Source organism: uncultured Sphingobacterium sp., from assembly GCF_964277905.1.
GTDB classification, from domain to species: domain Bacteria; phylum Bacteroidota; class Bacteroidia; order Sphingobacteriales; family Sphingobacteriaceae; genus Sphingobacterium; species Sphingobacterium siyangense.
In genome coordinates this window covers 1097810-1122620 of sequence record NZ_CAXYKD010000048.1, presented here as the reverse complement: position 1 = coordinate 1122620, position 24811 = coordinate 1097810, and the positions used below count along the sequence as shown (strand labels likewise).

Annotated in this window: 24 protein-coding genes and 1 tRNA gene; 13 read left to right on the top strand and 12 right to left on the bottom strand. The window is 39.3% G+C overall.

What is annotated here, in order from left to right; translation table 11 throughout:
* Window positions 1–19: 19 nt before the first annotated feature.
* Window positions 20–817 carry a DUF3822 family protein gene (locus ACHWSC_RS26655; RefSeq protein WP_394678898.1) on the bottom strand — a complete coding sequence of 266 codons (798 nt, stop codon included), beginning with the start codon at window positions 815–817 and terminating at the stop codon, window positions 20–22.
* Between the two features lie 85 nt (window positions 818–902).
* Between ACHWSC_RS26655 and ACHWSC_RS26650 the strand changes: the two genes are divergently transcribed.
* From ACHWSC_RS26650 to ACHWSC_RS26640, 3 genes are all read left to right on the top strand, one after another.
* On the top strand, window positions 903–2327 hold the full coding sequence (locus tag ACHWSC_RS26650; RefSeq protein ID WP_120335887.1) for an ATP-dependent RecD-like DNA helicase: 1425 nt from the start codon (window positions 903–905) through the stop codon (window positions 2325–2327).
* Between the two features lie 87 nt (window positions 2328–2414).
* Window positions 2415–4901: a DPP IV N-terminal domain-containing protein gene (locus ACHWSC_RS26645; RefSeq protein ID WP_394678897.1), complete on the top strand. Its 2487-nt coding sequence runs from the start codon at window positions 2415–2417 to the stop codon at window positions 4899–4901.
* 7 nt (window positions 4902–4908) lie between these two features.
* Window positions 4909–5268 carry a hypothetical protein gene (locus ACHWSC_RS26640; protein ID WP_394678896.1) on the top strand — a complete coding sequence of 120 codons (360 nt, stop codon included), beginning with the start codon at window positions 4909–4911 and terminating at the stop codon, window positions 5266–5268.
* A gap of 203 nt (window positions 5269–5471) precedes the next feature.
* Here ACHWSC_RS26640 and ruvB read toward each other — a convergent pair whose 3' ends face one another.
* The 5 genes from ruvB to pdxH form a co-directional block, all read right to left on the bottom strand.
* The gene (gene ruvB / locus ACHWSC_RS26635) at window positions 5472–6494 is read right to left on the bottom strand and encodes a Holliday junction branch migration DNA helicase RuvB (RefSeq protein WP_088161535.1); all 1023 of its coding nucleotides are present in this window, start codon (window positions 6492–6494) and stop codon (window positions 5472–5474) included.
* Window positions 6495–6505: 11 nt separating this feature from the next.
* The gene (locus ACHWSC_RS26630) at window positions 6506–7243 is read right to left on the bottom strand and encodes a polyprenol monophosphomannose synthase (RefSeq protein WP_394678908.1); all 738 of its coding nucleotides are present in this window, start codon (window positions 7241–7243) and stop codon (window positions 6506–6508) included.
* 365 nt (window positions 7244–7608) lie between these two features.
* Window positions 7609–8775 carry an NADH-quinone oxidoreductase subunit D gene (locus ACHWSC_RS26625; RefSeq protein ID WP_394678907.1) on the bottom strand — a complete coding sequence of 389 codons (1167 nt, stop codon included), beginning with the start codon at window positions 8773–8775 and terminating at the stop codon, window positions 7609–7611.
* Window positions 8776–8810: 35 nt separating this feature from the next.
* A complete protein-coding gene (locus ACHWSC_RS26620) occupies window positions 8811–9299 on the bottom strand; it encodes an NADH-quinone oxidoreductase subunit C (protein ID WP_394678895.1) in 489 nt (162 codons plus the stop codon).
* A 2-nt stretch (window positions 9300–9301) separates the two neighbouring features.
* Window positions 9302–9955: a pyridoxamine 5'-phosphate oxidase gene (pdxH, locus tag ACHWSC_RS26615; RefSeq protein WP_394678894.1), complete on the bottom strand. Its 654-nt coding sequence runs from the start codon at window positions 9953–9955 to the stop codon at window positions 9302–9304.
* Window positions 9956–10108: 153 nt separating this feature from the next.
* Between pdxH and ACHWSC_RS26610 the strand changes: the two genes are divergently transcribed.
* From ACHWSC_RS26610 to ACHWSC_RS26600, 3 genes are all read left to right on the top strand, one after another.
* Window positions 10109–10672 (top strand): YqgE/AlgH family protein, encoded by a 564-nt coding sequence (locus ACHWSC_RS26610; protein ID WP_394678893.1) that lies wholly within the window; start codon window positions 10109–10111, stop codon window positions 10670–10672.
* Window positions 10673–10842: 170 nt separating this feature from the next.
* Window positions 10843–12732: a molecular chaperone HtpG gene (htpG, locus tag ACHWSC_RS26605; RefSeq protein WP_088161530.1), complete on the top strand. Its 1890-nt coding sequence runs from the start codon at window positions 10843–10845 to the stop codon at window positions 12730–12732.
* Window positions 12733–12979: 247 nt separating this feature from the next.
* Window positions 12980–13053: transfer RNA gene (locus ACHWSC_RS26600), tRNA-His, on the top strand.
* Between the two features lie 146 nt (window positions 13054–13199).
* On the opposite strand, the gene ACHWSC_RS26595 is transcribed toward ACHWSC_RS26600, so the two are convergent.
* Window positions 13200–14351, bottom strand: coding sequence for a hypothetical protein (locus ACHWSC_RS26595; protein ID WP_394678892.1), 1152 nt, complete (start codon window positions 14349–14351; stop codon window positions 13200–13202).
* A 291-nt stretch (window positions 14352–14642) separates the two neighbouring features.
* Here ACHWSC_RS26595 and ACHWSC_RS26590 point away from each other — a divergent pair, with 291 nt between their 5' ends.
* The 3 genes from ACHWSC_RS26590 to ACHWSC_RS26580 all read left to right on the top strand — a co-directional run bounded on the left by ACHWSC_RS26590 (window position 14643) and on the right by ACHWSC_RS26580 (window position 17229).
* The gene (locus ACHWSC_RS26590; RefSeq protein ID WP_394678891.1) at window positions 14643–15395 is read left to right on the top strand and encodes a DeoR/GlpR family DNA-binding transcription regulator; all 753 of its coding nucleotides are present in this window, start codon (window positions 14643–14645) and stop codon (window positions 15393–15395) included.
* Between the two features lie 11 nt (window positions 15396–15406).
* Entirely contained in the window at window positions 15407–16138 is a 732-nt protein-coding gene (gene rpiA, locus ACHWSC_RS26585) for a ribose 5-phosphate isomerase A (protein ID WP_394678890.1), read from the top strand.
* A gap of 62 nt (window positions 16139–16200) precedes the next feature.
* Window positions 16201–17229, top strand: a complete 1029-nt coding sequence (locus ACHWSC_RS26580; protein ID WP_394678889.1) for a Gfo/Idh/MocA family oxidoreductase — start codon at window positions 16201–16203, stop codon at window positions 17227–17229.
* A 56-nt stretch (window positions 17230–17285) separates the two neighbouring features.
* On the opposite strand, the gene ACHWSC_RS26575 is transcribed toward ACHWSC_RS26580, so the two are convergent.
* Window positions 17286–18179 (bottom strand): cation diffusion facilitator family transporter, encoded by an 894-nt coding sequence (locus ACHWSC_RS26575; protein WP_313186580.1) that lies wholly within the window; start codon window positions 18177–18179, stop codon window positions 17286–17288.
* 94 nt (window positions 18180–18273) lie between these two features.
* Window positions 18274–18834 carry a TlpA disulfide reductase family protein gene (locus tag ACHWSC_RS26570; RefSeq protein ID WP_145330093.1) on the bottom strand — a complete coding sequence of 187 codons (561 nt, stop codon included), beginning with the start codon at window positions 18832–18834 and terminating at the stop codon, window positions 18274–18276.
* A 273-nt stretch (window positions 18835–19107) separates the two neighbouring features.
* Between ACHWSC_RS26570 and ACHWSC_RS26565 the strand changes: the two genes are divergently transcribed.
* Complete coding sequence (locus ACHWSC_RS26565) at window positions 19108–20433, top strand: retropepsin-like aspartic protease (RefSeq protein ID WP_394678888.1); 1326 nt, start codon at window positions 19108–19110, stop codon at window positions 20431–20433.
* 154 nt (window positions 20434–20587) lie between these two features.
* Here ACHWSC_RS26565 and ACHWSC_RS26560 read toward each other — a convergent pair whose 3' ends face one another.
* The 3 genes from ACHWSC_RS26560 to ACHWSC_RS26550 all read right to left on the bottom strand — a co-directional run bounded on the left by ACHWSC_RS26560 (window position 20588) and on the right by ACHWSC_RS26550 (window position 23756).
* The gene (locus tag ACHWSC_RS26560) at window positions 20588–20809 is read right to left on the bottom strand and encodes a heavy-metal-associated domain-containing protein (RefSeq protein ID WP_394678887.1); all 222 of its coding nucleotides are present in this window, start codon (window positions 20807–20809) and stop codon (window positions 20588–20590) included.
* 142 nt (window positions 20810–20951) lie between these two features.
* Window positions 20952–23369 carry a heavy metal translocating P-type ATPase gene (locus tag ACHWSC_RS26555; protein ID WP_394678886.1) on the bottom strand — a complete coding sequence of 806 codons (2418 nt, stop codon included), beginning with the start codon at window positions 23367–23369 and terminating at the stop codon, window positions 20952–20954.
* A 126-nt stretch (window positions 23370–23495) separates the two neighbouring features.
* Window positions 23496–23756 (bottom strand): hypothetical protein, encoded by a 261-nt coding sequence (locus tag ACHWSC_RS26550; RefSeq protein WP_147420971.1) that lies wholly within the window; start codon window positions 23754–23756, stop codon window positions 23496–23498.
* A 167-nt stretch (window positions 23757–23923) separates the two neighbouring features.
* Here ACHWSC_RS26550 and ACHWSC_RS26545 point away from each other — a divergent pair, with 167 nt between their 5' ends.
* From ACHWSC_RS26545 to ACHWSC_RS26535, 3 genes are all read left to right on the top strand, one after another.
* Window positions 23924–24061 carry a hypothetical protein gene (locus tag ACHWSC_RS26545; protein WP_394678885.1) on the top strand — a complete coding sequence of 46 codons (138 nt, stop codon included), beginning with the start codon at window positions 23924–23926 and terminating at the stop codon, window positions 24059–24061.
* Between the two features lie 145 nt (window positions 24062–24206).
* On the top strand, window positions 24207–24350 hold the full coding sequence (locus ACHWSC_RS26540) for a hypothetical protein (RefSeq protein WP_394678884.1): 144 nt from the start codon (window positions 24207–24209) through the stop codon (window positions 24348–24350).
* A gap of 87 nt (window positions 24351–24437) precedes the next feature.
* Entirely contained in the window at window positions 24438–24806 is a 369-nt protein-coding gene (locus ACHWSC_RS26535; RefSeq protein ID WP_075992579.1) for a hypothetical protein, read from the top strand.
* The last annotated feature ends 5 nt before the right edge of the window (window positions 24807–24811 follow it).

Genomic DNA, 24811 nt, shown 5'->3' with positions numbered 1-24811 from the left:
CCACCTAAACGACCTCCGATTATTCGCATAGTATAGAATCAAATAATACATTATACGGAGTCAGATTTGATTCCACCTCCCTATCTGCCAATACAACTTTTGTTTTCAAATCCAATATTTCGATATCAGCAGTATACGTTGAGATACGTCTATAATAAGATTCATTTGGAATTTCCCCTGAAAGAAGCACTTTATTAATGGAGTCGCCAAGGTTGAATTGCGTTAAGATATTAAGCACATAATAGCTAATATCATCCAGCGTATGAATTTCAAAACTATTATAGAGCTGAAAAACTCCGTTTTTAAACAGATAAAAGTCGACAGCATTTTCAGCCACAAAATGAATTCCTAAGACGCTGCCTCTAATCGAAACGCGCTCCTGTGCGCGGTCAAGCACGACAGCGAATTCGGGAAGTATCACAGCATCAGGAAACAACCTCCTCCATCTATTTAATAACAATCCATCAAACTGATAGACAGCAACCAAAATAAGATTATCTAAAGAATAGCTAAATGTATTTTCAAGATCAGTTGTGCCTAAAAACTGTAGGTAATCACTGATATTTTCGCTCAGAAAAAATTCTTTTGGAATAAACGTAAAAGTTTGATGTGGTATCACAACGCGGACAAATCGAAACGGAAGGCTCATAATCCGCGTGGCATCCAAAATTGGCTCCTCAGACGGATACTCGATCAAAATCGGTGCGATCGACTTTTTATCAACCACCGCCAAGACATCCTTCTGAAAGCCAGCCTTGACCAAAAGATTGTACTCCGGTAAATAATGAATATTAAATTGTTTTGAAATATAATTCATTCGCTGAATTGTAAAAATTAAAACTTCTTAAAGCAAAAATAGCTTTTTCTAGAGGATAAGACAAACCTTTTAAATAACTTTGAGGGTGTTCATCAAAAATCTGTTAATACAGCAATTCCCTTGGCAAGCCACCGAACAGCAGTTGGAGGCTTTCGAATTATTGCAAGAATTTCTTCTCGCTTTTGACAAACAATCTTGTTTTGTACTTAGAGGATATGCGGGTACAGGAAAAACAACATTAATTTCTGCGCTGGTTAAAGTGCTGCCTGCATTGCGGAAAAAGGCTGTCCTGCTGGCACCGACAGGCAGGGCTGCAAAAGTGATCACCTATTATTCGGGACGCAAAGCACTGACGATCCATAAGAAAATATACCGTAAAAAATCGGCTGTTTCATTTCAGCTCGATTTCACCTTGGCGGAGAACCTGCATGAAGACACTTTATTTATCATCGATGAAGCCTCAATGATATCCAATGCTTCAGTGAATGCGTTTTCGGCAAGCCTTTTGGACGACTTGATCCGTTATGTACAATCTGGGAAGAACTGTACCCTATTATTTGTTGGAGATACGGCTCAATTACCTCCTGTAGGACTCCTGGATAGTCCTGCCTTAAACCCAAGCTATCTCGAAAGTGAATTTCATCTTTGCGTTTATCCTTTTGAGCTAACCACGGTTGTTCGCCAATCCAAAGACTCCGGTATATTGTACAATGCAACCAAAATACGCGAAGAGATAACCTCGGCAGAGGAAGATCAAGACGACTTCCCTTTTCCAAAATTCATAACAAAAGGATTTAAAGATCTTTACAGAATGACAGGTGAACGGTTAATCGAAGGTATAAACTATGCATATGACAAATATGGACTCGAAAATACAATGATTATCTGCCGTTCAAATCGATCTGCAAATTTATACAACCAAAATATAAGGAACAGGATTTTGTTCCGGGACGAGGAGCTCACCGGCGGAGATTATATTATGGTTGTAAAAAACAACTACTTCTGGCTACAGGAAAACAACATGGGGGATGGATTTATTGCAAATGGCGATATGGCCAAAGTGCGAAAAGTAAGTAACATCCACGATCAGCATGGATTTAGATTTGCAGATGTCACGCTTGAATTTGTAGACATTGACGAAATAGAACCCATCACCTGCCGCGTTATCCTAGACAGCCTTTATACAGACAGCCCTAATCTGCCCTATGAAACCCAAAAAGCACTCTACGAAGAGATTGCCTTGGATTATGCCGACATCATGGATAAGAAGGACAGGCTCGAAGCAATCAAAAAAGACCCCTATTATAATGCGCTTCAGATTAAATTTGCATTTGCAATTACCTGTCATAAAGCACAAGGCGGCCAATGGCCAATCGTGTTTGTCGACCAGGGGTATATAAACGATGACATGTTGGATCTTGAATTCTTAAGATGGCTGTACACTGGGGTTACCCGAGCAACAAAGGAACTTTTTCTGGTCAATTTCAATGAAAACTTCTATCCATCATAGGATTATTACACGAATCATTCGCAAAAGAACCTAATAATAGATATTTTTACGTTCGGAACCATTATTATAAAATTATCTATATTATTAATGCATAAGTACTACTTAATCTTAGCGGCGAGCTTATTGCCCTATGTTAGCACTGCACAACAGGCGAAAGAAGCGCCTATAAAGCCCAATTATCAGCTGGCTGCAAAATTCTCCCCTGAAAAATTAAAGAAAATGATTTTTTCGACTAGCATCAAACCAAATTGGATCAATTTTTCCGATCGCTTTTGGTATGATTACGCAAGTCCACAAGGAAGAAACTGGTACATTGTAAACCCTGCACTAAAAAAGAAAGAACTTCTTTTCAATAATGACAACCTCGCCGCTCAAATTACTAAAATCGTTAAAAATCCTGTTGATGCCCAACATCTGGAATTACAGGGGCTTCGATTTACCAAGGATGAGAAAAAATTAAGGTTTCAGGTTCAGAGTACCAAAGACACCGTAAAATCCAAAGATGAAATACAAAAGCTCAAGAATAAGTCCGATACGACCAAAAAGAAACTATTTTATCTGGAGTATGACTTAGCTGCACAATCTGTCGTTGAAATCAGTGACTCAACAAAAGTAAAATCACCATTGGGCTGGGCGACATTCTCCCCTGACACCAATACAGTCTATTTTGCGAAAGATTACAACTTGTATTGGATGGACAAACCCAACTACCTTAAAGCGGTAAAGAATGAAAAAGACAGCACCATTGTAGAGCACCAGATAACAAAAGACGGTGTACAATATTATGCTTGGGGCGGTGATGAATACAGCACAACTACAGGTGAGGAAAAAGACAAAGACAATGACCCAAAACGTAAACGAGTATGGATCAGCTGGTCGCCAGATGGACGTTATTTCACCTTGACCAGAAAGGACAACCGTTCTCTAAAACCCTTATGGGTAATCAATAATGTTGGCTCAGCCAGGCCGACACTTGAAACCTATAAATACCAAATGCCTGGTGAAGTCGATTCGACGGAAACTGAACTTTATATCTTCGATGCAGCAGCAAAATCTCCACGCCGCATCAATATATCCGCATTTAAAAATCAGACCATCTCTACCTGGACAAAAACTCCGAATAAAAATTCTTATAAAGAGGATTATTTTATCAACTACTGGTTAGGCGATAACGAAGAGTTTTACATTTCACGCTCTAGCCGTGACCTTAAAAGGATTGATCTCCTAAAAATCAATATAAATGGTACAGTAAAAAATATTATCCAGGAGCGTTCCAATGTATATTTGGATGCTCAAAAACCATTCCTTATCGAAAACAAAAAGCAATTAGTCCATTGGTCAGAACGAGATGGCTGGGGCCACTACTACCTTTACGACACGAATGGAAAATTGATTAATCAAATTACAAAAGGTGCCTTTCATACGGAGGAAATTACCGGTTTAGATCCTACTTCAGGAACACTATACTTTACAGCATCGGGTCGTGAGAAAAACGAAGACCCTTATTATCTACATCAGTACAGTGTCAATACAAATGGCTCCGGAATTAAATTATTAAATCCGGGAAACTTTGATCACCAAGTGGAAATGAGCGAATCTTCCCGATATTTTATCAATAATTCCTCCAGAGTAAACACGACTCCTGAATCTGTCTTATACAATAGCAATGGACAGAAAGTAATGACACTGGAAAAGACAGATCTATCCTTACTATTTGCTGCAGGGTACAAATTCCCGGAACCTTTTAAAGTAAAAGCCGGAGATGGTACCACGGATCTTTATGGAGTCATGTATAAACCATTTGACTTTGACAGTACCAGAACTTACCCCATTGTGGAATATGTATATCCCGGACCCCAAACCGAGGCTGTCAATAAATCCTTTGGAAGAAGCATGGACAGAATCGACAGGCTAGCTCAGTTTGGCTTTATCGTCATCACAGTCGGCAACCGTGGCGGACATCCTTCACGTTCACAATGGTATCATACCTATGGCTATGGCAATCTGCGTGACTATGGTTTGGAAGATAAAAAAGTCGCTGCGGAACAGCTTGCAGATCGTTATAAATACATCGACATTAACCGCGTTGGTATAACCGGCCACTCCGGAGGTGGATTTATGTCTACAGCCGCAATGCTTGTTTACCCTGATTTCTTTAAAGTCGCGGTATCTGGTGCAGGAAACCATGAAAATCAGATTTACAACCGCTGGTGGAGTGAGCGCCATCATGGGGTAACAGAAAAAGTATCCGCTAAAGGTGATACAACATTCTCCTACCATATCAATAAAAATACAGAGCTCGCAAAAAACCTAAAAGGTAGACTACTTATCGCTACCGGAGATATTGACAATAATGTGCACCCGGCAAATTCCATTCGCATGGTAGACGCATTGATCAAGGCTAACAAAAGATTTGATTTCCTGCTATTACCTGGACAAAGACATGGCTTTGGCGATATGACTGAGTATTTCTTCTGGAAAATGGGCGATTACTTTAGCCAATATCTGTTAGGTGATTCCAAGATGAACGAAGTTGACATGACTGAAATGAATCGAGAAAAGCCACAAAAATAACGGTTACATGACCTACAATGAAAAATTAGCATTTTTATCCGTTACCTTGAGGTCTTTCCAGGTAACGGATTTTTCTTTGGATATCCTTCAAGGGATAAGCCTGGTCGATCTGCTGAACATCTCCTTAGAGAAGGACAAAAAGATTGCCTTTCGCGCCGCCTGGGTATTTGAAACCATCGTTTTAAAGAATACAACGTTGCTAAAATCTGTTCTCCCGCAGTTCTTGGACAATTTAAAAAAACAAAAAAACTGGAGCTGCCTTAGAAGCTACACCAAAATTCTGCTATTTTTGACGTCGAAAAAAAACAAAGAATATACGCTTCAAAATGAGATAGAAGAAGAAATTATCGAGCATTCCTTCCAATAAATGATCGAACCTTCATGTCCTGTCGCTGTATTGGTCAACTGCCTGGACATCTTAAATAACTTGCGAAAGAAGCACCCTTGGATATATGAGGAATTACAGGCCCAGATAAGCTATTTTCAACGGACAAAACCTAGTCCGGCCTTAATGAGCCGGACTAATAAAATTATTCAGCAGAAAAATTAAAATATACTTTTCACTCGCGCTTAAAACAGTGTATTTCCTTTCGAGAGGTTGACACGGCCCAAATGCTTATAAGCTGCCTCGGTGCACTCGCGTCCCCTCGACGTCCGCATAATGTATCCTTCTTGAATCAAAAAGGGTTCATAGACTTCCTCAATCGTACCTTCATCCTCCCCAACTGCTGTGGCCACGGTTTTTAATCCTACAGGACCACCTTTAAATTTGTCGATAATGGTCGTTAATATTTTGTTGTCCATCTCGTCTAAACCATTTTCATCCACATTAAGCGCATGCAAAGCATACTTCGCAATTTCCTTATCGATGCTCCCATTGCCCTTTATCTGTGCAAAATCCCGTGTACGACGCAGTAAAGCATTGGCTATCCGCGGTGTCCCCCTGCTCCTTCGCGCAATCTCATAGGCACCTTCATCAGAAATCGGTGTGTTTAAGATATGAGCTGAGCGCAGCACAATAGTTGTCAAAAGTTTTGCATCATAATATTGTAAACGTGAATTAATTCCAAAACGTGCTCGCAAGGGGGCTGTCAAAAGACCTGAACGTGTTGTGGCCCCTATCAAGGTAAACGGATTCAGGGATATCTGAACAGACCGCGCATTTGGTCCCGTTTCCAGCATAATGTCAATTTTGAAATCTTCCATTGCCGAATAGAGATATTCCTCTACTAAAGGGCTTAAACGGTGGATCTCGTCAATAAACAAAACATCCCCTTCTTCGAGATTTGTCAATAATCCTGCTAAATCACCCGGTTTATCCAATACAGGTCCAGAAGTAATTTTGATACCAACCCCCATCTCATTAGCAATGATATGGGATAAGGTTGTCTTTCCTAAGCCGGGGGGGCCGTGCAGCAAAACGTGATCCAGCGCCTCTCCTCTCAGCCTAGCTGCCTTCACAAAAATATTGAGGTTTTCTAATATTTTAGCCTGTCCCGTAAAATCTTCAAAAGCCTGAGGCCGCAATGCCCGTTCAATATCACGATCTGTATTGCTCAGACGTTCTGGATTTGGATCTAAATTCTCGTTCATTGTGGCAATATTTAATTTCTCTTGTAGCGCTTTCCGATACTTCCTAATTTCAATTGGATCACTCCAAAAAAAGCTTCTTTAAAGATACTTGTGCTCATCTTTGATGTACCTTCGGTCCGATCTGTGAATATAATGGGTACTTCAACCACATTAAAGCCATATTTTATGGCTGTGAATTTCATCTCAATCTGAAAAGCATAGCCTACAAATTTAATCTTTTCAAGTGGGATTGTCTTGAGCACTTCCCTGGAGAAACAAACAAATCCCGCAGTAGCATCCTGAATAGCTATTCCCGTTATAAAACGAACATATACCGAAGCGAAATAGGACATCAGCACACGGCTCATCGGCCAATTGACAACATTCACGCCCTTGATATAACGCGAACCTATGCTCATGTCTGCACCATCCACACAAGCCTGCCGTAAGCGAAGCAGATCCTCAGGATTGTGGCTGAAATCCGCATCCATTTCGAAAATATATTGGTAATGTTCACGGGATAGTGCCCATTTAAATCCATGGATATATGCTGTTCCTAACCCCAGCTTCCCAGTTCGCTCTTCGATAAACAAACGGCCAATAAATTCATTAGCCTGTAAATTCTTGATGATGGTAGCGGTCCCATCGGGAGAACCATCATCTACAATTAAAATATCAAATGCCTGTGATAAGGAAAAAACTTTGCGAATGATTTTTTCAATATTTTCCTTTTCATTATATGTTGGAATGATAACTAAACTATCCGTCACTTTTTTATATTTAAGACCAGTAAAGGTAATCATTTACGTTAAATTCTAGTACAGGAATTCGATGAAATCTACAGGATAATCAACAATACTCGGGAGAAAAGACAGTAAATCCTTCACGCTCAAACCAACACATCGACATCATAAATAAGCGGCATCAATAAGTTACACCCTTATAAAAAAGAGAAGCCCGTTACTTTGGGAGTAACGAGCTTTCATTAACCAATTATAAACTTAAATTATGAGACTGCAAATATGATGAAAATTGCTTTCATTTACAAATTTATTTGCGTTTTCATGCAACATTTTCAATACAATCTCTATTTTATTTTGCTAAATCGTTTATAAAACATGCATACTAACGCAATTTAACGATCCACCTCCCCCAAAACGATATCAATCGACCCAAGGATCGCTATCAAATCAGCGATCAGCACCCCTTTTCCGAGTTCTGAAATCACCGAAAGGTTATTAAAACTTGGTCCCCTTGATTTTACGCGTAATGGAATATCTGATTTATCTTTTGTGACAAAATAAAACCCTAATTCTCCTTTCGGATTTTCAGCACGGACATAGTAGTCCTGCGCTTTCAAATTCACTTTCTTCGGAACCAAAGCTCGCGGATCAAATTCGGTTGTACGTGTAAAGTCTTTCTGTAATCGTTCAAGGCATTGCTCAACAATGCGAACAGATTCCTTGACCTCATCTACCCTAACTTTATAACGATCCCAGCAATCGCCAAGTGTCCCCATTTCACCTTTTCCCACAGGTATCTCAAAATCAATTTCTGGGTAAACAGAATAGCCATCTATTCGTCTCAAATCCCATTTTATCCCCGAAGCACGCAGCATAGGCCCCGATACACCATAATTTATGGCAACATCAGCAGGAAGTACTCCTATTTTAGCTGTACGGGAGATAAATATTTGATTCTGTGTCAATATTTCATCAAGTTCGACCAATTTGGGCTTGAAATACGTAATAAATTCCGTACAGCGCTCTTCAAAGCCAACAGGCAAATCATAAAATAAACCTCCTACCCAGATATAGTTGTACAACATCCTGGAACCTGAGGCCCATTCCAACATATTCATGATATGTTCACGATCCCTAAAACACCACAGAAATGGCGTTGTTGCGCCGATATCAATACCATATGTACCAATAGCAATTAGATGGGATGCTATCCGGTTGAGTTCACAGACCAAAACCCGAATGTATTCTATTCTCTTAGGTATTTTACTGTCGAGTCCAAGCATACGTTCAACTCCCATTACGAACGCATGGCTATTGTTCATCGAAGCCAGATAGTCTAGGCGGTCAGTAAATGGAATTGTTTTTGCATAATTCAACGATTCAGCATGCTTATCAAAACAACGATGCAGATACCCCAAGTGTGGAACAACCTCTTTCACGATCTCTCCGTCTGTAATCAGTTGTAACCGAAGCACACCATGCGTCGAGGGATGCTGAGGCCCCATATTCAACACCATTTCCTGGCTTGAAATCTCTGTTAGGTGTTTTTCATAGCGCATTAATGCTTCTTTATATTTTGGATTCGCCATTTTTATCAATTAATATGAATGCCATGATATTTTTCTGCTTCCTCATAATCCTTTCGTAAAGGATAACCTTCCCAATCGTCAGGCAGCAAAATCCGTCTCAGGTCCGGATGTCCCTCAAAATATATCCCCATAAGGTCAAATGCTTCACGTTCATGCCAGTCTGCCGTGCGCCACACCGAAGTAAGCGAAGGAATCTCAGGTAGTTCATTCAGCGAACGATTACCAGGCAACTCAACTTTTAAGACCAAACCGTGTTGATAAGGCAAGGAATTTAGATGGTAAACAACAGCAAAATACGTTTGATAATCCACTGCAGTTAAGTTGCTTAAAAAATCAAAGTATAAGCCTTCTGTATCCCTCAGAAATAAACAAACGGCTGCAATATCTGCTTTATCAATAAAAAGTGCTGGCTGCAGCCCATTCCGATCTTCTTTAAGAATAATTTGAGTTCCAAATTTGGAAACAAGCATCGATTTAATCTCGTCAAATGTCATATTTATGGAGCTATGCGTGTAATCTTCCAGGAATCCGACACTTTTTTATAGACCATACGATCATGTAGCCGACTTGCACGCCCTTGCCAAAACTCGAAATAAATCGGTTTCAATAGATAACCACCCCAATGTGATGGTCTCGGTATAGAATCGTTTCCATTATATTGATTCTCGAGTTCCTCTACCCTATTTTCCAAAAAATTACGGTTAGGGATTTCGTGACTCTGTGGGGATGCTAGCGCACCAATACGGCTTGCTTTTGGCCGCGATTGGAAATATTCATCCGAATCGGCCTCACTTACAAAATCAATAACACCTTCGATCCGGACCTGTCTTTGTAATTCAGGCCAAAAAAACAACAATGCAACATGCGGATTAGCCTTCATGTCTTCCCCTTTACGACTTTCATAGTTTGTAAAAAAGACCAGTCCTTCTGCTACGATGTCCTTCAATAAAACAACTCGCGAGGACGGCAATTGATGGGAAGAAACCGTTGAAAGTACCATGGCATTGGGCTCGATTACTTCACTGTGAATAGCCTCATCAAACCATTTTTTAAACTGGTGGACTGGATCACGATCCACATCCGATTCAGATAGGCTACCTAATACGTAATCCTGTCTGATTGCTGCAATATCTTTATGTTGAATGGACATAGAAACCTGTTTTTATATCCTACAAACTTACTAAAATCATTGCTTTTTCTCTATAAAGTTAGTAGAAATTCACAAAATCCTAATTTTGGCACAAATCTCGCATAGATTAAATAAAAAAGATTAAATTCAATAAATAATTAAAATTCGCGCTATATGTTTACCGAACTAGACCCACAAAAAGGAAGTTTATTGATTTCCGAGCCTTTTATGCTAGACCCCAGATTCCTCAGGTCTGTGATATTGTTATGTGAGTACAATAAGGAAGGTTCACTCGGATTTGTTCTAAATAATCAAACCAATGTTCGCATAGGCCAATTATTGGAATCTATACCGGATTGCAATTTCCCGATCTACGTCGGTGGTCCGGTTGCTCAGGAAAGCCTTTTTTTTGTACATAACCGTTTTGATTTACTGTTGAGTGGCGAAGAAGTGGCTCCTGGAATCTATTTTGGTGGCGATGAAGAGAAGCTTATCGAAGCCATACAAACCGGTAGCATAAAACCTGACGAATTAAAATTCTTTATCGGATATTCTGGATGGTCTGCAGGTCAATTAGACGGCGAAATCAAAGAAAATAGCTGGGCTGTACAAAACAAATACCATCATCAGCTCATTTTTGAAGGTAACGGTGAATTGTTGTGGAAGGATGCCATTATTGGACTTGGTCCCAAATATGCACATGTCGCCAATTTCCCTCAGAGCCCAGGCCTAAATTAATGCGAGGGACTTGCTCTGGCTGGCAGTTTACTTATAGAGCCCCTAAATTCACCGAATGAGCCTATGACAAAATAGACTGTTTCCTGCCATCATGTCCTATAAAGACGATTTGGAACACTGATTGTATGTTTTAAACAAATCATAAAATTAAAAATAGCGACATACAAATTATGAATCCAGAAAAAGGTAGTATTTCAATTCACACGGAGAACATATTTCCCGTAATCAAAAAGTTCTTATATTCTGATAATGAAATTTTCTTGCGTGAACTGGTATCTAATGCAGTTGATGCTTCTCAAAAAATCAAACGCCTGGCATCTTTGGGTCAATACCAAGGTGAAACAGGTGAATTGATTGTAGACGTAAAATTTGATGAAGCTGCCAAGACCATCACTATTTCCGACAATGGTATTGGTATGACAGCAGATGAAATAAAAAAATACATCAACCAGATCGCTTTCTCAGGAGCAACAGAGTTCATGGAAAAATTCAAAGAGGCAAATGATGCAAATGAAATCATTGGCCGATTTGGTTTAGGCTTCTATTCAGCATTTATGGTAGCCGATACAGTAGAAATCCAATCCTTATCTTATCAGGATGGAGCAGAACCTGCTCATTGGACTTGCGATGGTAGTACATCTTACGAAATTTCTACAGGTACAAGAACCACCCGCGGAACAGATGTCATCTTGCATATTAACGAAGAATCAACTGAATTTTTAAGCCAGGCACGCTTACAGGACATTTTAGATAAGTATGCTAAATTTCTTCCTATTTCAATCCGTTTTGGTACCAAAACAAATTCTGAACCGGATGGTGAAGACGAAGAAGGAAAACCAAAATACAAATCTGTAGAGGTAGACAATATCATTAACAATACCAATCCGGCCTGGACAAAATCGCCGTCTGAATTAAAAGACGAAGATTATCTAGCCTTCTACCGCGAACTCTATCCCTACTCAATGGATGAACCATTGTTTTGGATTCACCTCAATGTAGACTACCCATTCAACCTGACAGGTATCCTCTACTTCCCTAAAGTTAAAAATGAACTGGAGATCCAACGCAATAAAATTAAGCTCTATTCTAGACAAGTGTTCATCACCGACGAGGTGAAAGATATTGTTCCAGAATTCTTGATGTTACTTCATGGGGTAATTGATTCGCCGGATATTCCATTAAACGTATCCCGTTCATTTTTACAGGCAGACAGTAACGTTAAAAAAATCAACAGTTATATCACCAAAAAGGTGGCCGACAAATTGAACGAAATATTTAAGACTGATCGTAAGGGATTTGAAGAGAAATGGACGGATATCGGTTTATTTATCAAATACGGTATGCTAAGCGATGAAAAATTTGCTGAAAAAGCAAATGACTTCTGTTTAGTAAAAAACACAGGTAACCAAAGTTTCACCATTAAGGAGTATTACGAAAAGGTCAAAGATATCCAGGTAGATAAAGATGGAAACATTGTTTATTTATATACACATGATGCTGCTCAACAAGATGGTTTCATCCAAACTGCATTAAATAAGGGGTATGATGTTTTGATGCTCGATGGGCCACTGGATACGCACTTTGCAGCTTATTTGGAGCAAAAAGGCGGTGAAAAGGTACAGCTGAAGCGTGTAGATGCTGACGTTATCGATAAGTTGATCCAAAAAGACGAAAAGGTCGAACTTGCCCTCTCGGAAGAAGAATCTAAAAAAGCACTAGCGGTTTTTGAAAAAGCAATCTCCCGTCAAGACATGAAAGTTGAGGTTGATGCATTAAATGAAGGCGATTTGCCTGTGTCGGTAACAATTGATGAATTTATGCGCCGAATGAAAGATATGGCCAAGACTGGTGGTGGTATGAATTTTTATGGTTCATTGCCCGATAATTATAAAGTAACTGTCAATGGGAACCATCCGCTGATCAAAAGAATTTTATCGTCATCGGACGAAGAAGGTTCAAAACTAGCAAAACAGGCTTTTGATTTAGCGCTCTTATCCAGAGGTTTATTGTCAGGAGCAGATCTAACGTCTTTCGTGAAGAGAAGTGTAGAAATGATCTAATTATATTTCTTTTAACAAAAAATGCGGTTTCTATGGTAGGAACCGCATTTTTTGTTAAAGATCAGAAGCAAATGACAAATTTAGACAAGCGAAATGCATATCAACATCGAAACGTAACCATATCGATGTTTTTTATTAAAATTTAATAAACTAATCTTCACCTAGTTGGCATTAAACGCTGCTTTTTTTCAATCAAATATTTGGAGGGAATAGGGTTTAATCGTACTTTTGTATCATCAAAATCACGGTAGGTATAGCTCAGTTGGTTAGAGCACTAGATTGTGGTTCTAGGGGTCGTCGGTTCGAGCCCGATTACTTACCCAAAAAGGCAGATCAAATGATCTGCCTTTTTTAATTTTACGAATTCAACCCATACAGCCCCCTTCAAAATTGCTCCATCAATCTTTAATTAATATAAAATTCAAACTCAATACTGTTTTCATGCTATACAAACAGACTTACACCGATTAGGGTAAGGGATCCATGACGGCAGGATTTCCTGGGTCATAAATGCCCACAGCAACTCTGGAGTCAGCACAGCCATAATATAAAAACCATTTTTGTTTAAAAAAGACCAATCCTTCAATAAAAACCGTACCATCGATATATTGCCCACTTTTTTCGAAAGATTCCATGGGACGCAAAAACGGAACATCCATTCGAGCCAATACGCTCGTCGGATCTCGTGAATCAAATAAAACCTGCCCAGCGGAATAAGTATTTTTATTAAAACGCTTATCTCCTTTTTCAGCATGATTCTTACCATTGTACAGCAATACAATTCCTTTATCAGTCAAAACTGCCGGGGGACCGCACTCAGTCAATGAACTGTCAAAATAGCCATCCCTTGGCGAAATAAAGGCGATCAATGCCCCCTTTTTATCTGTTACGGGCTCCCAGTCAATCAAATTATCAGATGTGGCGCCATACACACCATGTTCCCCCCAGTACAACCAATATTTCCCATTGATTTTAGCTATGACTTGTCTGTTACCTTTCATTACTGTCACAATAGAAGCTGATTTATGCGGTTCATCAACAAGAGTGGGCCTGTTTTTCGACTTTTTAAAAATGGGACCATACTTAGTCCAGTGTTTCAGATCAGTGGATATTGCTAAACCTAAGCGTGGCACCTTTCGATTCCATTGGGTATAAAATAGCACAAAACGCCCGTCCTCCGTCTGTGCTAAGCGGGGATCTTCCGTCCCACCCGGCCACTCGTTATCCTGCTGCTCATCGGGAGCTGGATAGAATACCGGTGTTTTCAGTCGTTCAAAATGAATACCGTCAGCACTAGCTGCTAATCCCAGTCGGGAGGTCCGGTGGCCAATAGCCTTCCCTGTCCGATCTTCTGCACGATAAATGACATAAACACTATCTCTCCTTACCACTGCAGCAGGATTAAAAGTGTCGTTGTCCTCCCATCGAATCTCCTTCTTCAGAATTGGATCATAAAATACCGAACTCGTATCAGGCTCAATAATTGGATTGATACCTTTGGGCCGCTCAAAGCCTCCTAATACCCATTGCTCTTTCTTAAGCTTTCCGCCAGGCTGTACGTTACAGCCACATAAAAAGACGAACACAATAGAACCTGCAATTTTAACGATAACTTTCATATTTTATTTGATCTCCCATGCTTAAGATGCAAACCTGTAAAGGCGAAAATTAGAATTGGTTACAACAGAAAGGCGAGCGAATCTCCCCCCGATCATTCACAAATATAACGTTATTTGAAAGAGATAAATGCCACAAAAACAAGTTCATCAAAAATTGAATTGGAAGCCATCAAAAAAACTAATAAACAATTTATCGATAAACAACTCGTTATATTGCAATATATTGCAATATAACTACAAATACAAGGCTAAATATTGCAACATATAGCACAAAACCATTATATTTATAGCATGATATCCAAAGAAGAACGCCACGATTTTATATTAGTTAAAATCAAAAAGGAAAGAAAATTAGTGATGGTAGAATTAGCAGCCGAACTTGGTGTCTCTGAACATACCGTCCGACGTGATCTTAAAGAGTTATCCGACGCCGGCTTGCTTCGCGCTATTCGGGGTGGCGCCACGCTACGTTCAAACATGCCATTCAATATATACGACCGAAACAACCTTGATGTTATGGAGAAACAATCCATAGCAGAAAAATCGATCACACTGTTGAAAAATCATCAAGTTGTCTTTTTCGATGGCGGCACAACAACACAGACAATTGCAGGAAATATTCCTGATAGCCTAACCCTTACTGTTGTCACACATAGTCTCCCAATAGCCAATATACTTGCCAACTTCCCAAACATCACCTTGATTTTTGCTGGTGGCACTTTCTGCAAATCATCACTTACTATGCAAGGACAGCAAACAATCTCCACATTTGAAGACATATACGCGGATATCAGCTTCATAGGTGTATGTAGCCTGGATCTCCGCCGCGGACTTACATCAAGAACACACGAAGAAGCAGATGTCAAAAGAGTACTATGTAAAAATTCAATGAACATCGTTGCTGCCACCACAAGCAATAAGCTTGACACCTTGGCTTCTTTCCTGACATGCGCCGTCTTTGATATCAGTTATTTAATTACAGAAAAGGATCCTTTTGACAGCATTTTACAGCCTTATGCCGCGCAAGGTATTACCATCTTATAAGTTTACCGATTATGAATAATCTCAAACAGGAAGCTGCCAAAGCTGCTCTTAAACTATTAAAACCCGATCAGCTCATCGGACTGGGGGTTGGATCAACAATAGCCTACTTCATTGAATTAATCGCCAGCAGTATCAGCTTTAAATCCAGCTTAAAATTTACATCACCTTCCTTGGAAACCAAAATGCTGCTCCAAGAGAATGGACTTATTTGTGTTGATAACAGTATCCTAGCAACGCTGGACTATTATTTTGACAGCTGTGATCAGGTCGACATTCATTTAAATGCATTCAAAAGCGGCGGTGGCGTGCACACGGGTGAGAAGATTATGGCGAATATGGCGCAGCAGTTTATTCTCTTGGCCGATGGCTCAAAGATGGTCGAAAAACTTAGCACAAAGCATCCGCTATGTGTTGAAATTATACCAGAAGCTTGGCTATCGGTACATAAAAATCTAAAATCAAGTTATTCTACAACGATATCCGACATTGTATTACGAAAATCTGAACAAAAATCGGGTCCTCTCCTTTCTGAGAGAGGTAATTTCCTGGCAGATATTTATTTTGCTAAACTGCCCGATATTTTTGATTTGAATAAGCAAATCAAACTCATTACAGGGGTTGTAGAACATTCACTTTTTTATCAGCTGTGTTCGGCATGTCTTTTGGCAACAGAAGACGGCGTAACACATTTATTTATAAACAACCTTGGAGAATCAGACACGGATAAGATTGTCACGCAATAGCATTAAAGTTTATATTGAAGTCTAACAACCAACAAGACAACGCTAAAGTAATTTAAATTAACATGAAACACACTCAAATTAACACAGGAATACTGAGTTTTGGCATGTCAGGACGTGTTTTTCACGCACCATTTATACATACCAATCCTCATTTCAATCTCAGCGCTGTTGTAGAACGGTCGAAAAAAGCAGCACATGAATTTTATCCGGCAATAAAAAGCTATAATAGCATTGCTGGAATACTAGCGGATGAAAGCATCGAACTGGTCATTGTGAATACACCAAACTATACACATTTCCAATATGCCAAAGAGGCCCTAGAAGCAGGAAAACATGTATTGATAGAAAAACCTGCCGTTGATGACACTACACAATTCGACACTCTTCTTGCCATCAGCAAAAAACAAGGCAAACAATTATTTTTCTATCAAAACAGACGGTATGACGGTCACTTTTTAGACATTAAAAAAGTGATTGACAGTGGAGAATTAGGAAAGCTGATTGAAGTGCATTTCAGATTTGATCGCTATAAAATGGAATTGGGACAAAAATACTTTAAGGAAGATACGCAGTATATTTCTAATGGTATTACTTATGACCTAGGCCCTCACCTTATTGATCAGGCAATCTCACTTTTTGGAAAACCGGTTAAATTTACCAAGACAACATCCATTAACAGGCCGGATTCTAAAGTTGCAGATTATTTTCACTACCAGCTCTATTATCCAGCTGGACTGAACGTGTATTTAACGGGAAGTCTACTTGTTGCCTCTCCACAGCCAGCCTTTGTTTTACATGGCACAAAAGGGAGTTTTATCAAGAATATGACAGATGTGCAAGAACAGCAATTGCTAGATGGTATGTTACCTGACAATCCATCTTATGGCCTTGAGCCAGCCGGCCTCGAGGGGAAACTTGTTACGATAGACGCATCAAATCAAAAACATGAGTCTTTAGTAACGCCACATAAAGGAGATTACAATCAGCTGTTTGAAGCCATTTATGAAAGCTTAAGAAATAATATCGATTACCCTATTAAAGCGGATCAGGTTAAATGGCAGATCGAATTGCTTGAAGCTGAAAACACCTAAGCTTCTAAACAATCAAATGGCGGCACGGTTCAAGAAAATTAACATGTGCTGCCATTTCAATTTGCTTCCCAAAGACATTCGTTCGGTTCAATATGGATCATCACATGACCGAGATCAGGAATATGCGCAACCAAATGGTCTTTGAGTTTATGTGCCAATTCATGCCCTTCCCTTACGGTAATTTCACTATCAACAATAGCGTGCAGATCGACATGATATTTAGCCCCCGATTTGCGGACAAAACATTTTTCTGTGGCTTTTATCCCCTCTACCTTTAATGCTTCTTCCCGGATATTATCAATGACCTCATCGTATACATTTTCATCCATTATCTCGCCAAGCGCCGGCCTGAAAATATGATAACAGTTATACAGTATAAATCCAGCAGCAAATAATGCCGCGTAGTCATCCGCATTTTCATATCCTTTTCCGAGTAACAATGCAATAGATATCCCAATGAATGCTGCAACTGACGTTATCGCATCGCTTCGATGGTGCCAAGCGTCTGCACGAAGTGAAGAACTATTTGTTTCTTTACTTTTCTTCATAACGATCCTATACGAAATTTCTTTCCATACGATGATCCCGCCAAGAACAAATAGAGTCCAAGGCTTTGGCAGGTCATGTGGCGTTCCTATATTCTCAATACTTTCATAAGCGATTATGGTTGCAGAAACGATGAGAAAACCAACGACAATAAATGTAATGAGGGGTTCTACCCGACCATGACCATACGGGTGATTGTCGTCGGCAGGTCGTTGCGCATATTTTAAACCCAGAAGCACTAGAAATGAAGAGAAAATGTCCGCCGTTGACTCAATTGCATCCGCAATCAGGGCATAGGAGTTTCCAAAGAAACCAGCTAGCCATTTTAACAATGCTAGTAATGCATTGCCTACAATACTAAAATAAGTCGTTCTGACTGCAGTCTGCTCTTGAAGTTCGGACATCGCTATAAATTAACTTGACACCGCGAAAATACTGTTTTTTCTATTCAAATTCTATTCTCCATCTATAGAAAATAGCGATTACAATAATCGATCGTTAACTGCCGCTTGCGATATCCTGCAATGCTTTTTTTATCTCAGGAGTCCCATAGTCACGGCTTCCTTCCAAACGCTCTACGATCTTTCCAGTTTTATCCAAGATCACCGTTGTCGGGATGGACTGCCCTAAGAATTCTGCAGGAATTTCACCCTCTGCTATATAAAGGGGCAGATCATACTTGTTTTCTGCCATAAATGCTGAAGACTTCTCCATGTCGCCATCAACATCCACCATGAGGAAAACGATATCCTTATTATCTTTAAGCGATTGCCTAAGCTGGTCAATGGAAGGTAGTTCATGAATACAAGGAGGACACCAAGTCGCCCAGAAATTGATAAATACGACCTTTCCTTTTAAAGCGCTTAATTGAAGAACCTTCCCCTCTTTATCCTTAAAAGATAGCTCCTGCGTTGTGGGTGCAGTCGCTTCAGCAGGTTCCTCCACCTTTTCGGCCTTGGTCTCACTTTTAGTTCCTGTGTTTCCACAGCTAAAAAACAAACTGGTCGATAAAGCCGCAAGACCAAAAAAAATAACCCCTCTATTAAACCTAATATTCATCGTCTTTTGTTTCATTAAATTATTCTATTAAAATAAATCCCTGTTCACTAATCGTTCTCTTAAAGTAAGGGCTAAAAGATTAAATCCGAATTCGGAGATCTCGTCAATCCAATCCTCCTAGGAGAAATTTCTCAAAACATTAGCTAATTTAACCTTAATTATTCAAGACCACAAGTATTGCACACAACTTAACAACATAAACCCTTGATCAATAACAAAATAAGCAACAATAAAATTGAAAAAATAACAAGAACTTTTCCGACATTTAAAAAAGTGAACATATCACTGATCAAAAGACAATTTATTGACTACATCATGAATCTCCCAGCAAATCATTTCAAAAAATACTTGTTAACATATTTCCTGTTATTCATCACCCCCCAGCTTAATTTCGGGCAAGCCACGTCAACTAAATTCAATAACCTATATCGGCTAATAGCATCAAAAGATTTCTTCACCGCCCGTGACCTTTTTAAGGTAAATAAAACTTTTTTAAACGCCCATGAGCAACTTTTTATTTTGGCGATACTCGATAATGCCTTTAATAGGCCCATCGCTTCAAACAAAAAAATTGCACTGCTGAACACAGCAACAGAAGAATTGCCTGACACACTGCGACTAAAAATACGACGTATTCAGGAAGATAATTTTGTCAAACTGAAAGATTACGATGAGGCAAAACAGACAACGCAAAAAATCCTACTCGAATTCGATCCCTTGCTGTCAACAGATACAAGAGCGGATCTCCGAAACAATCTAAAAATCTGGTCGGCACTTGATCATGTAAAGCCGCAGCTTATACAAATTAACGACGATACCCGTCTTAAAATGACGAAAGATAAAGCCAGCTTGAAGAATCTAAAGGTAGAGGTTAACGGCGATACAGCAAGTTTCATATTTGACACCGGAGCAAATCTATCGACAGTTTCGGAGTCCGTGGCCAAACGACTTCATATGGATATTATCCGTGCAGATATTGATGTAGACGCAATTACAGGTATTGCTATCAAAGCCGATTTAGCAGTCTGTAAACAATTAAAACTTGGTAACATCAACATATCGAATGCTATATTTCTGGTTTTCCCAGACAGTGCACTTTATATCCCACAAATTGGCTATCAGATCAATGGCATAATAGGCTTCCCAGTCATAGAAGCACTGAAAGAAGTACAGCTTACACGAGATGATTTTTTTATCGTACCTAAGAGACCTACAGTTACAAAGAAGGCTTCAAATCTTGCAATAGATGGGTTATCACCTCTTATTGCCATTGATGGAAAGCACTATACCTTTGATACGGGAGCGGAAAATACAATCCTTTATGCGCCATTTTACGAAACCTACAAACAGCATATCGAAAAATATGGTATACCGACCAAAGTCGCCATGGGAGGCGCAGGTGGTAACGTTGAATATGATGGCTTTGTCATACAACATACATTCCATATCGGCGATAAACCGATCGCTCTTAAAAAAATAAACCTATTAAAATCGAAAATCAAGAATGAAACTGTATATGGAAATATAGGACAAGATATTATCCGCCAATTTTCTAAAATGACACTTAATTTTAAAGACATGTTTATCCATTTTAATTAACAGGAATCTAAAACTAAAATGGATAAAAAGGAAACCCGAATTTATAACTAATAAAACTGAGTTCAGTTTCGTCTTATAATTATACTTCATAAAAACACCCTAAAAGTTTTGTCCAGCTTTTAGGGTGTGATGCTTCTATAGATTTATGGAACAATTATGCGGAGTAGGTCACTGCATTAAAACCCTTCTTTTTGATAATGTCAATTATTTCTTCTTCCGAAACGCCTTCAGATTTTACAGTCAGAATTTTGTCTGCATTTGTGGTGTCAACATTCCATTCACATATACCGTCCACATTATCTAGATCTGCACTTACTTTGGATACACATCCCCCACAAGTGAGGTTTGTTTTGAATTGAAGTTCTTTGCTTTCCATGTTATTTAATTTTAATGTTATTAATCTATTTAATTATCTGTACAAATATCCCTTTAATTCAATTGGCTATACTTACAGTTTTTCTATTTTGTTTTACAATATTTACCGTTTAAAACACGGTCTACAGCTCAACCATCGTTAGCTATTTTTTCCAGCGAAGCCGCAAGCTATTACTCACGACACTGACACTGCTCAATGCCATTGCCGCTCCAGCTATCATCGGGTTTAAAATGAAACCATTGAATGGATACAGAATGCCTGCAGCGAGGGGAATTCCAATTAAATTATAAATAAATGCCCAAAACAAGTTTTGCTTAATCGTTGCGACCGTTTGTTTCGACAGTCGAATTGCCTGGGGTATCTTCGTCAAATCAGAAGAAATAATTGTCATTTTCGCTACATCCATTGCAATATCACTTCCTTTTCCCATTGCAATACTGACATCCGCTGTTGCTAAGGCTGTACTATCATTAATACCGTCCCCAACCATAGCGACCACCTGTCCCCTTCGCTGCAATTCCTTAACAAAATCAGCTTTGTGCTCTGGCAATACCTCGGCTTTGTAATGCTGAATCCCTGTTTCCGCAGCGATGGCCCTCGCTGTAGCCTCGTTGTCACCAGTCAGCATATATAGTTCAATTCCCATTGCTTGCATCTCCTTGATTGCACGTACAGAAGTTTCCTTAATCTGGTCCGCAATGGCAATTACAGCTAATGCAGTATGACTATTGGCAAACCAGATCACTGTTTTCGATTGATTTCCCCATTGAGTAGCATGTTCCATCAATTCTGTCGAAATTGTAATCCTATTTTCATCCAACAACCTGCGATTCCCTACATAGTAAGTTTCGATTCCTTCACTGCCTTTTACACCCTTCCCCGTAATACTTTCGATAAAGGATATTGGAGTAACTCTGACATCATTAAAATACCCTACAACAGCTTCTGCCAATGGATGTTCTGACTGTTTCTCCAAGCTTAACAGGATACCTTTCAAATTATCTTCATTATTTTCCCAATACACGTCAGTAACAACAGGTTTTCCTTCCGTAATGGTACCGGTTTTATCCAAAACAATTGCACTTACCTTTTTGGCCAGCTCCAGACTTTCCGCATCCTTAATTAAAATGCCCTGTTCAGCTCCCTTACCCACGCCAACCATGATTGCTGTAGGAGTTGCTAAACCTAGTGCACAGGGACACGCAATAACTAAAACCGTTACTGCCGCCAATAACCCCTGTACCAGATGGTTTTCTCCACCTAAAGTAAACCACAGTAGAAAAGTTAAAATAGCAATACCAATGACAACAGGAACGAATACACCAGCAATTCGATCGACCAGTTTTTGCACAGGAGCCTTACTTCCCTGTGCATCCTGTACCATTTTAATGATCTGTGCAAGCATTGTTTCCCGCCCAACTTTTGTAGCTTTGAACTGAAAACTTCCCTTTTGATTGATCGTCCCTGCAAATACCTGTTCATTTCCCGTTTTTAAAACCGGGACCGGCTCTCCGCTTAGCATACTTTCGTCAACATAGGAATTTCCACTGATAACAACACCATCGACGGCGATCTTCTCCCCTGGTTTTACCAAAATGATATCGCCAGTATGAACGGCTTCTATAGGAACCTGACGCTCTACCCCATCCGATTGAATGACCATAACCGTCTTCGGCTGCAACCCCATTAGCTTTTTAATGGCAGATGAGGTGTTACCTTTGGCCTTTTCCTCCAGCAATTTACCCAATAAAATAAAAGCAATAACAACAGAGGCGGCCTCAAAATACACATGTGCATGCAAGCCACGTTGATGCCAAAATTCAGCAAAGAGCATATTAAATACGCTAAAGATGTAGGCTATACCCGTGCTCAACGCAACAAGTGTATCCATATTGGCCGAACAGTGTTTCGCTTGTTTCAACGCATTGACAAAAAAGTCCTTGCCTAGCCAAAGAACTACGGGTGTAGAAAACAGCCACATAATAGGATTTGCATACGGCATATCCATAAAGAACATACCAATCACAACTACGGGAAGCGATAACAATACTGCCCATCGTGTTTTGATTTTAAGCTTATGAAATTTAGCTGCGTGAATAGCCTCCAATGTTTCCTGCTGTGTAGATTCATCTTCGATTAATAAATCATAGCCACCAGCCTGGACTGCTTTCTGAATTTTTAAATGATCCGTAATATTAGGCAAATATTCAACTGTAAGATTTCCAGTTGCAAAATTTACAGACGCATTGACAACCCCTTGTTCATATTTCGCCATACTTTCGGCGCTACTGGCACATGAGGCGCAAGTCATCCCAAGAACTGGAAATGTTTTGGTCAATGTAGAAACACCATAACCAAGATCTTTGATCGTCTTTACACTGCTAACGACCGCTTCACTATCTTTAGGTACGATAGCAGCTCTATGATTATTCAATTCCACCCGATAGCTCGCCAAGCCTTTGACCTGAGCTAGTCCTTTTTCGACAATTGAAGCACAATGTTCGCTTTCAACATCTTCTAAAGGTAGATAAACCGTATCTTTATAAATATCTGTCGCCATAACTGATTGTTTTATTTTACACAACAAATTTGGCCACAAATAACATCGAAATCATTACACAATTAGGGAATTGATTTGTAATATTTATTCGATAATACGATACGACAGGTTAAACTCAATTCTTCTTTAGCTTTCCACTTCCTCAACAAAACCATAGATAATATAATCACCGCGTTCTTCGAGTTTAATCGTTTCCATTCCACTCCAGCCGGATGCATCGGTATCTTCGTCGATAAAATTTTGAATTCTGTCAAATGCGACACCAATCTTTGTTTTCCCATCTGCATAGATCTGATATTTCGCAGAGGTCTGCCAGCTTACTTTTTTTCTAAATAACCGTAACCCTTCTCTTTTCAAAAAACTGTGCATTTCATTCGATAAATTCATATTCTCATTTGTTTTACGCGCTCACACTACTCACCTATTTATTTGGCAGATGCTTTTCTGGTCAAGGACTTACCTCAAGCCTTCTCATTAGTTTATCTATTTACGTTACATGGCTTTAATGGCTAAAGAAATGGTTTTTCGCTACTAAAATAGATAGTTCTAAAATAATGAACCAGATAGAATCCTACAACAAAGCTGTCGCTATTTCATCGTACTCAAATGCTATTTCGTCGAATTTTCCAACAGTATACGATGGACCTTCTTTCAATGTTCATAATCTGGCAGACTATTCGAACAGCATCTAATACACGGCGAACAGAAATAGGAACAGGCGCTATTTTTTCGTCGAATAGATTCTTTAGTTCGTCCGATTCATTTTCAATTCTGTCGATATTTTTCGTTGTTCTTTTCCGTAGAAAGCACATTTGTTTACAATTTAAACGTATAACTATGGAAAACATTGAAAATTTTTTAGCGGAGGATTTTGTATTGGATGTACAAACTGTCTGCTTGGTCGAACCGATCTCATTTTTTGATTTTGATGATATGGAACTGGTAACTATTAAAACAGTTACATCTTCAAAAGTAATATAAAAGAGGATAATGCTGTGAAGGCGTTCTGGTAGGCGCCTTTACAGCAATCGTCTTGATTGTCTACTAAATAAAAAAAGAACCGAGTATATGACTTCACCCAAGCTTAAATGTATTCTCATTGAGGATGAACCCCTGGCGACAAAAAAAATAGTTGAATACATTCACATGTTTCCAGATCTTCAATTGATAAAGATGGTTGAAGACATTGAAAATCCAGCATTATTTAGTCATGATCTAAAATCCGCAGACATCCTATTCCTCGATCTCATTGTTAGCGGCGGTAATATTAATACACTTGCCGAATTGATCGCCGATATTCCTATCCTGATCATTACGTCCGCTGTGTCACGCTGGCATTATCCGGAATTTATCAAAAACAGAAAGCATTTTGCACTACAAAAACCAATTTCGCCCGAAATGTTTCAGTCCTGTATAAAACAAGTCATGCAATACTAGTCCTA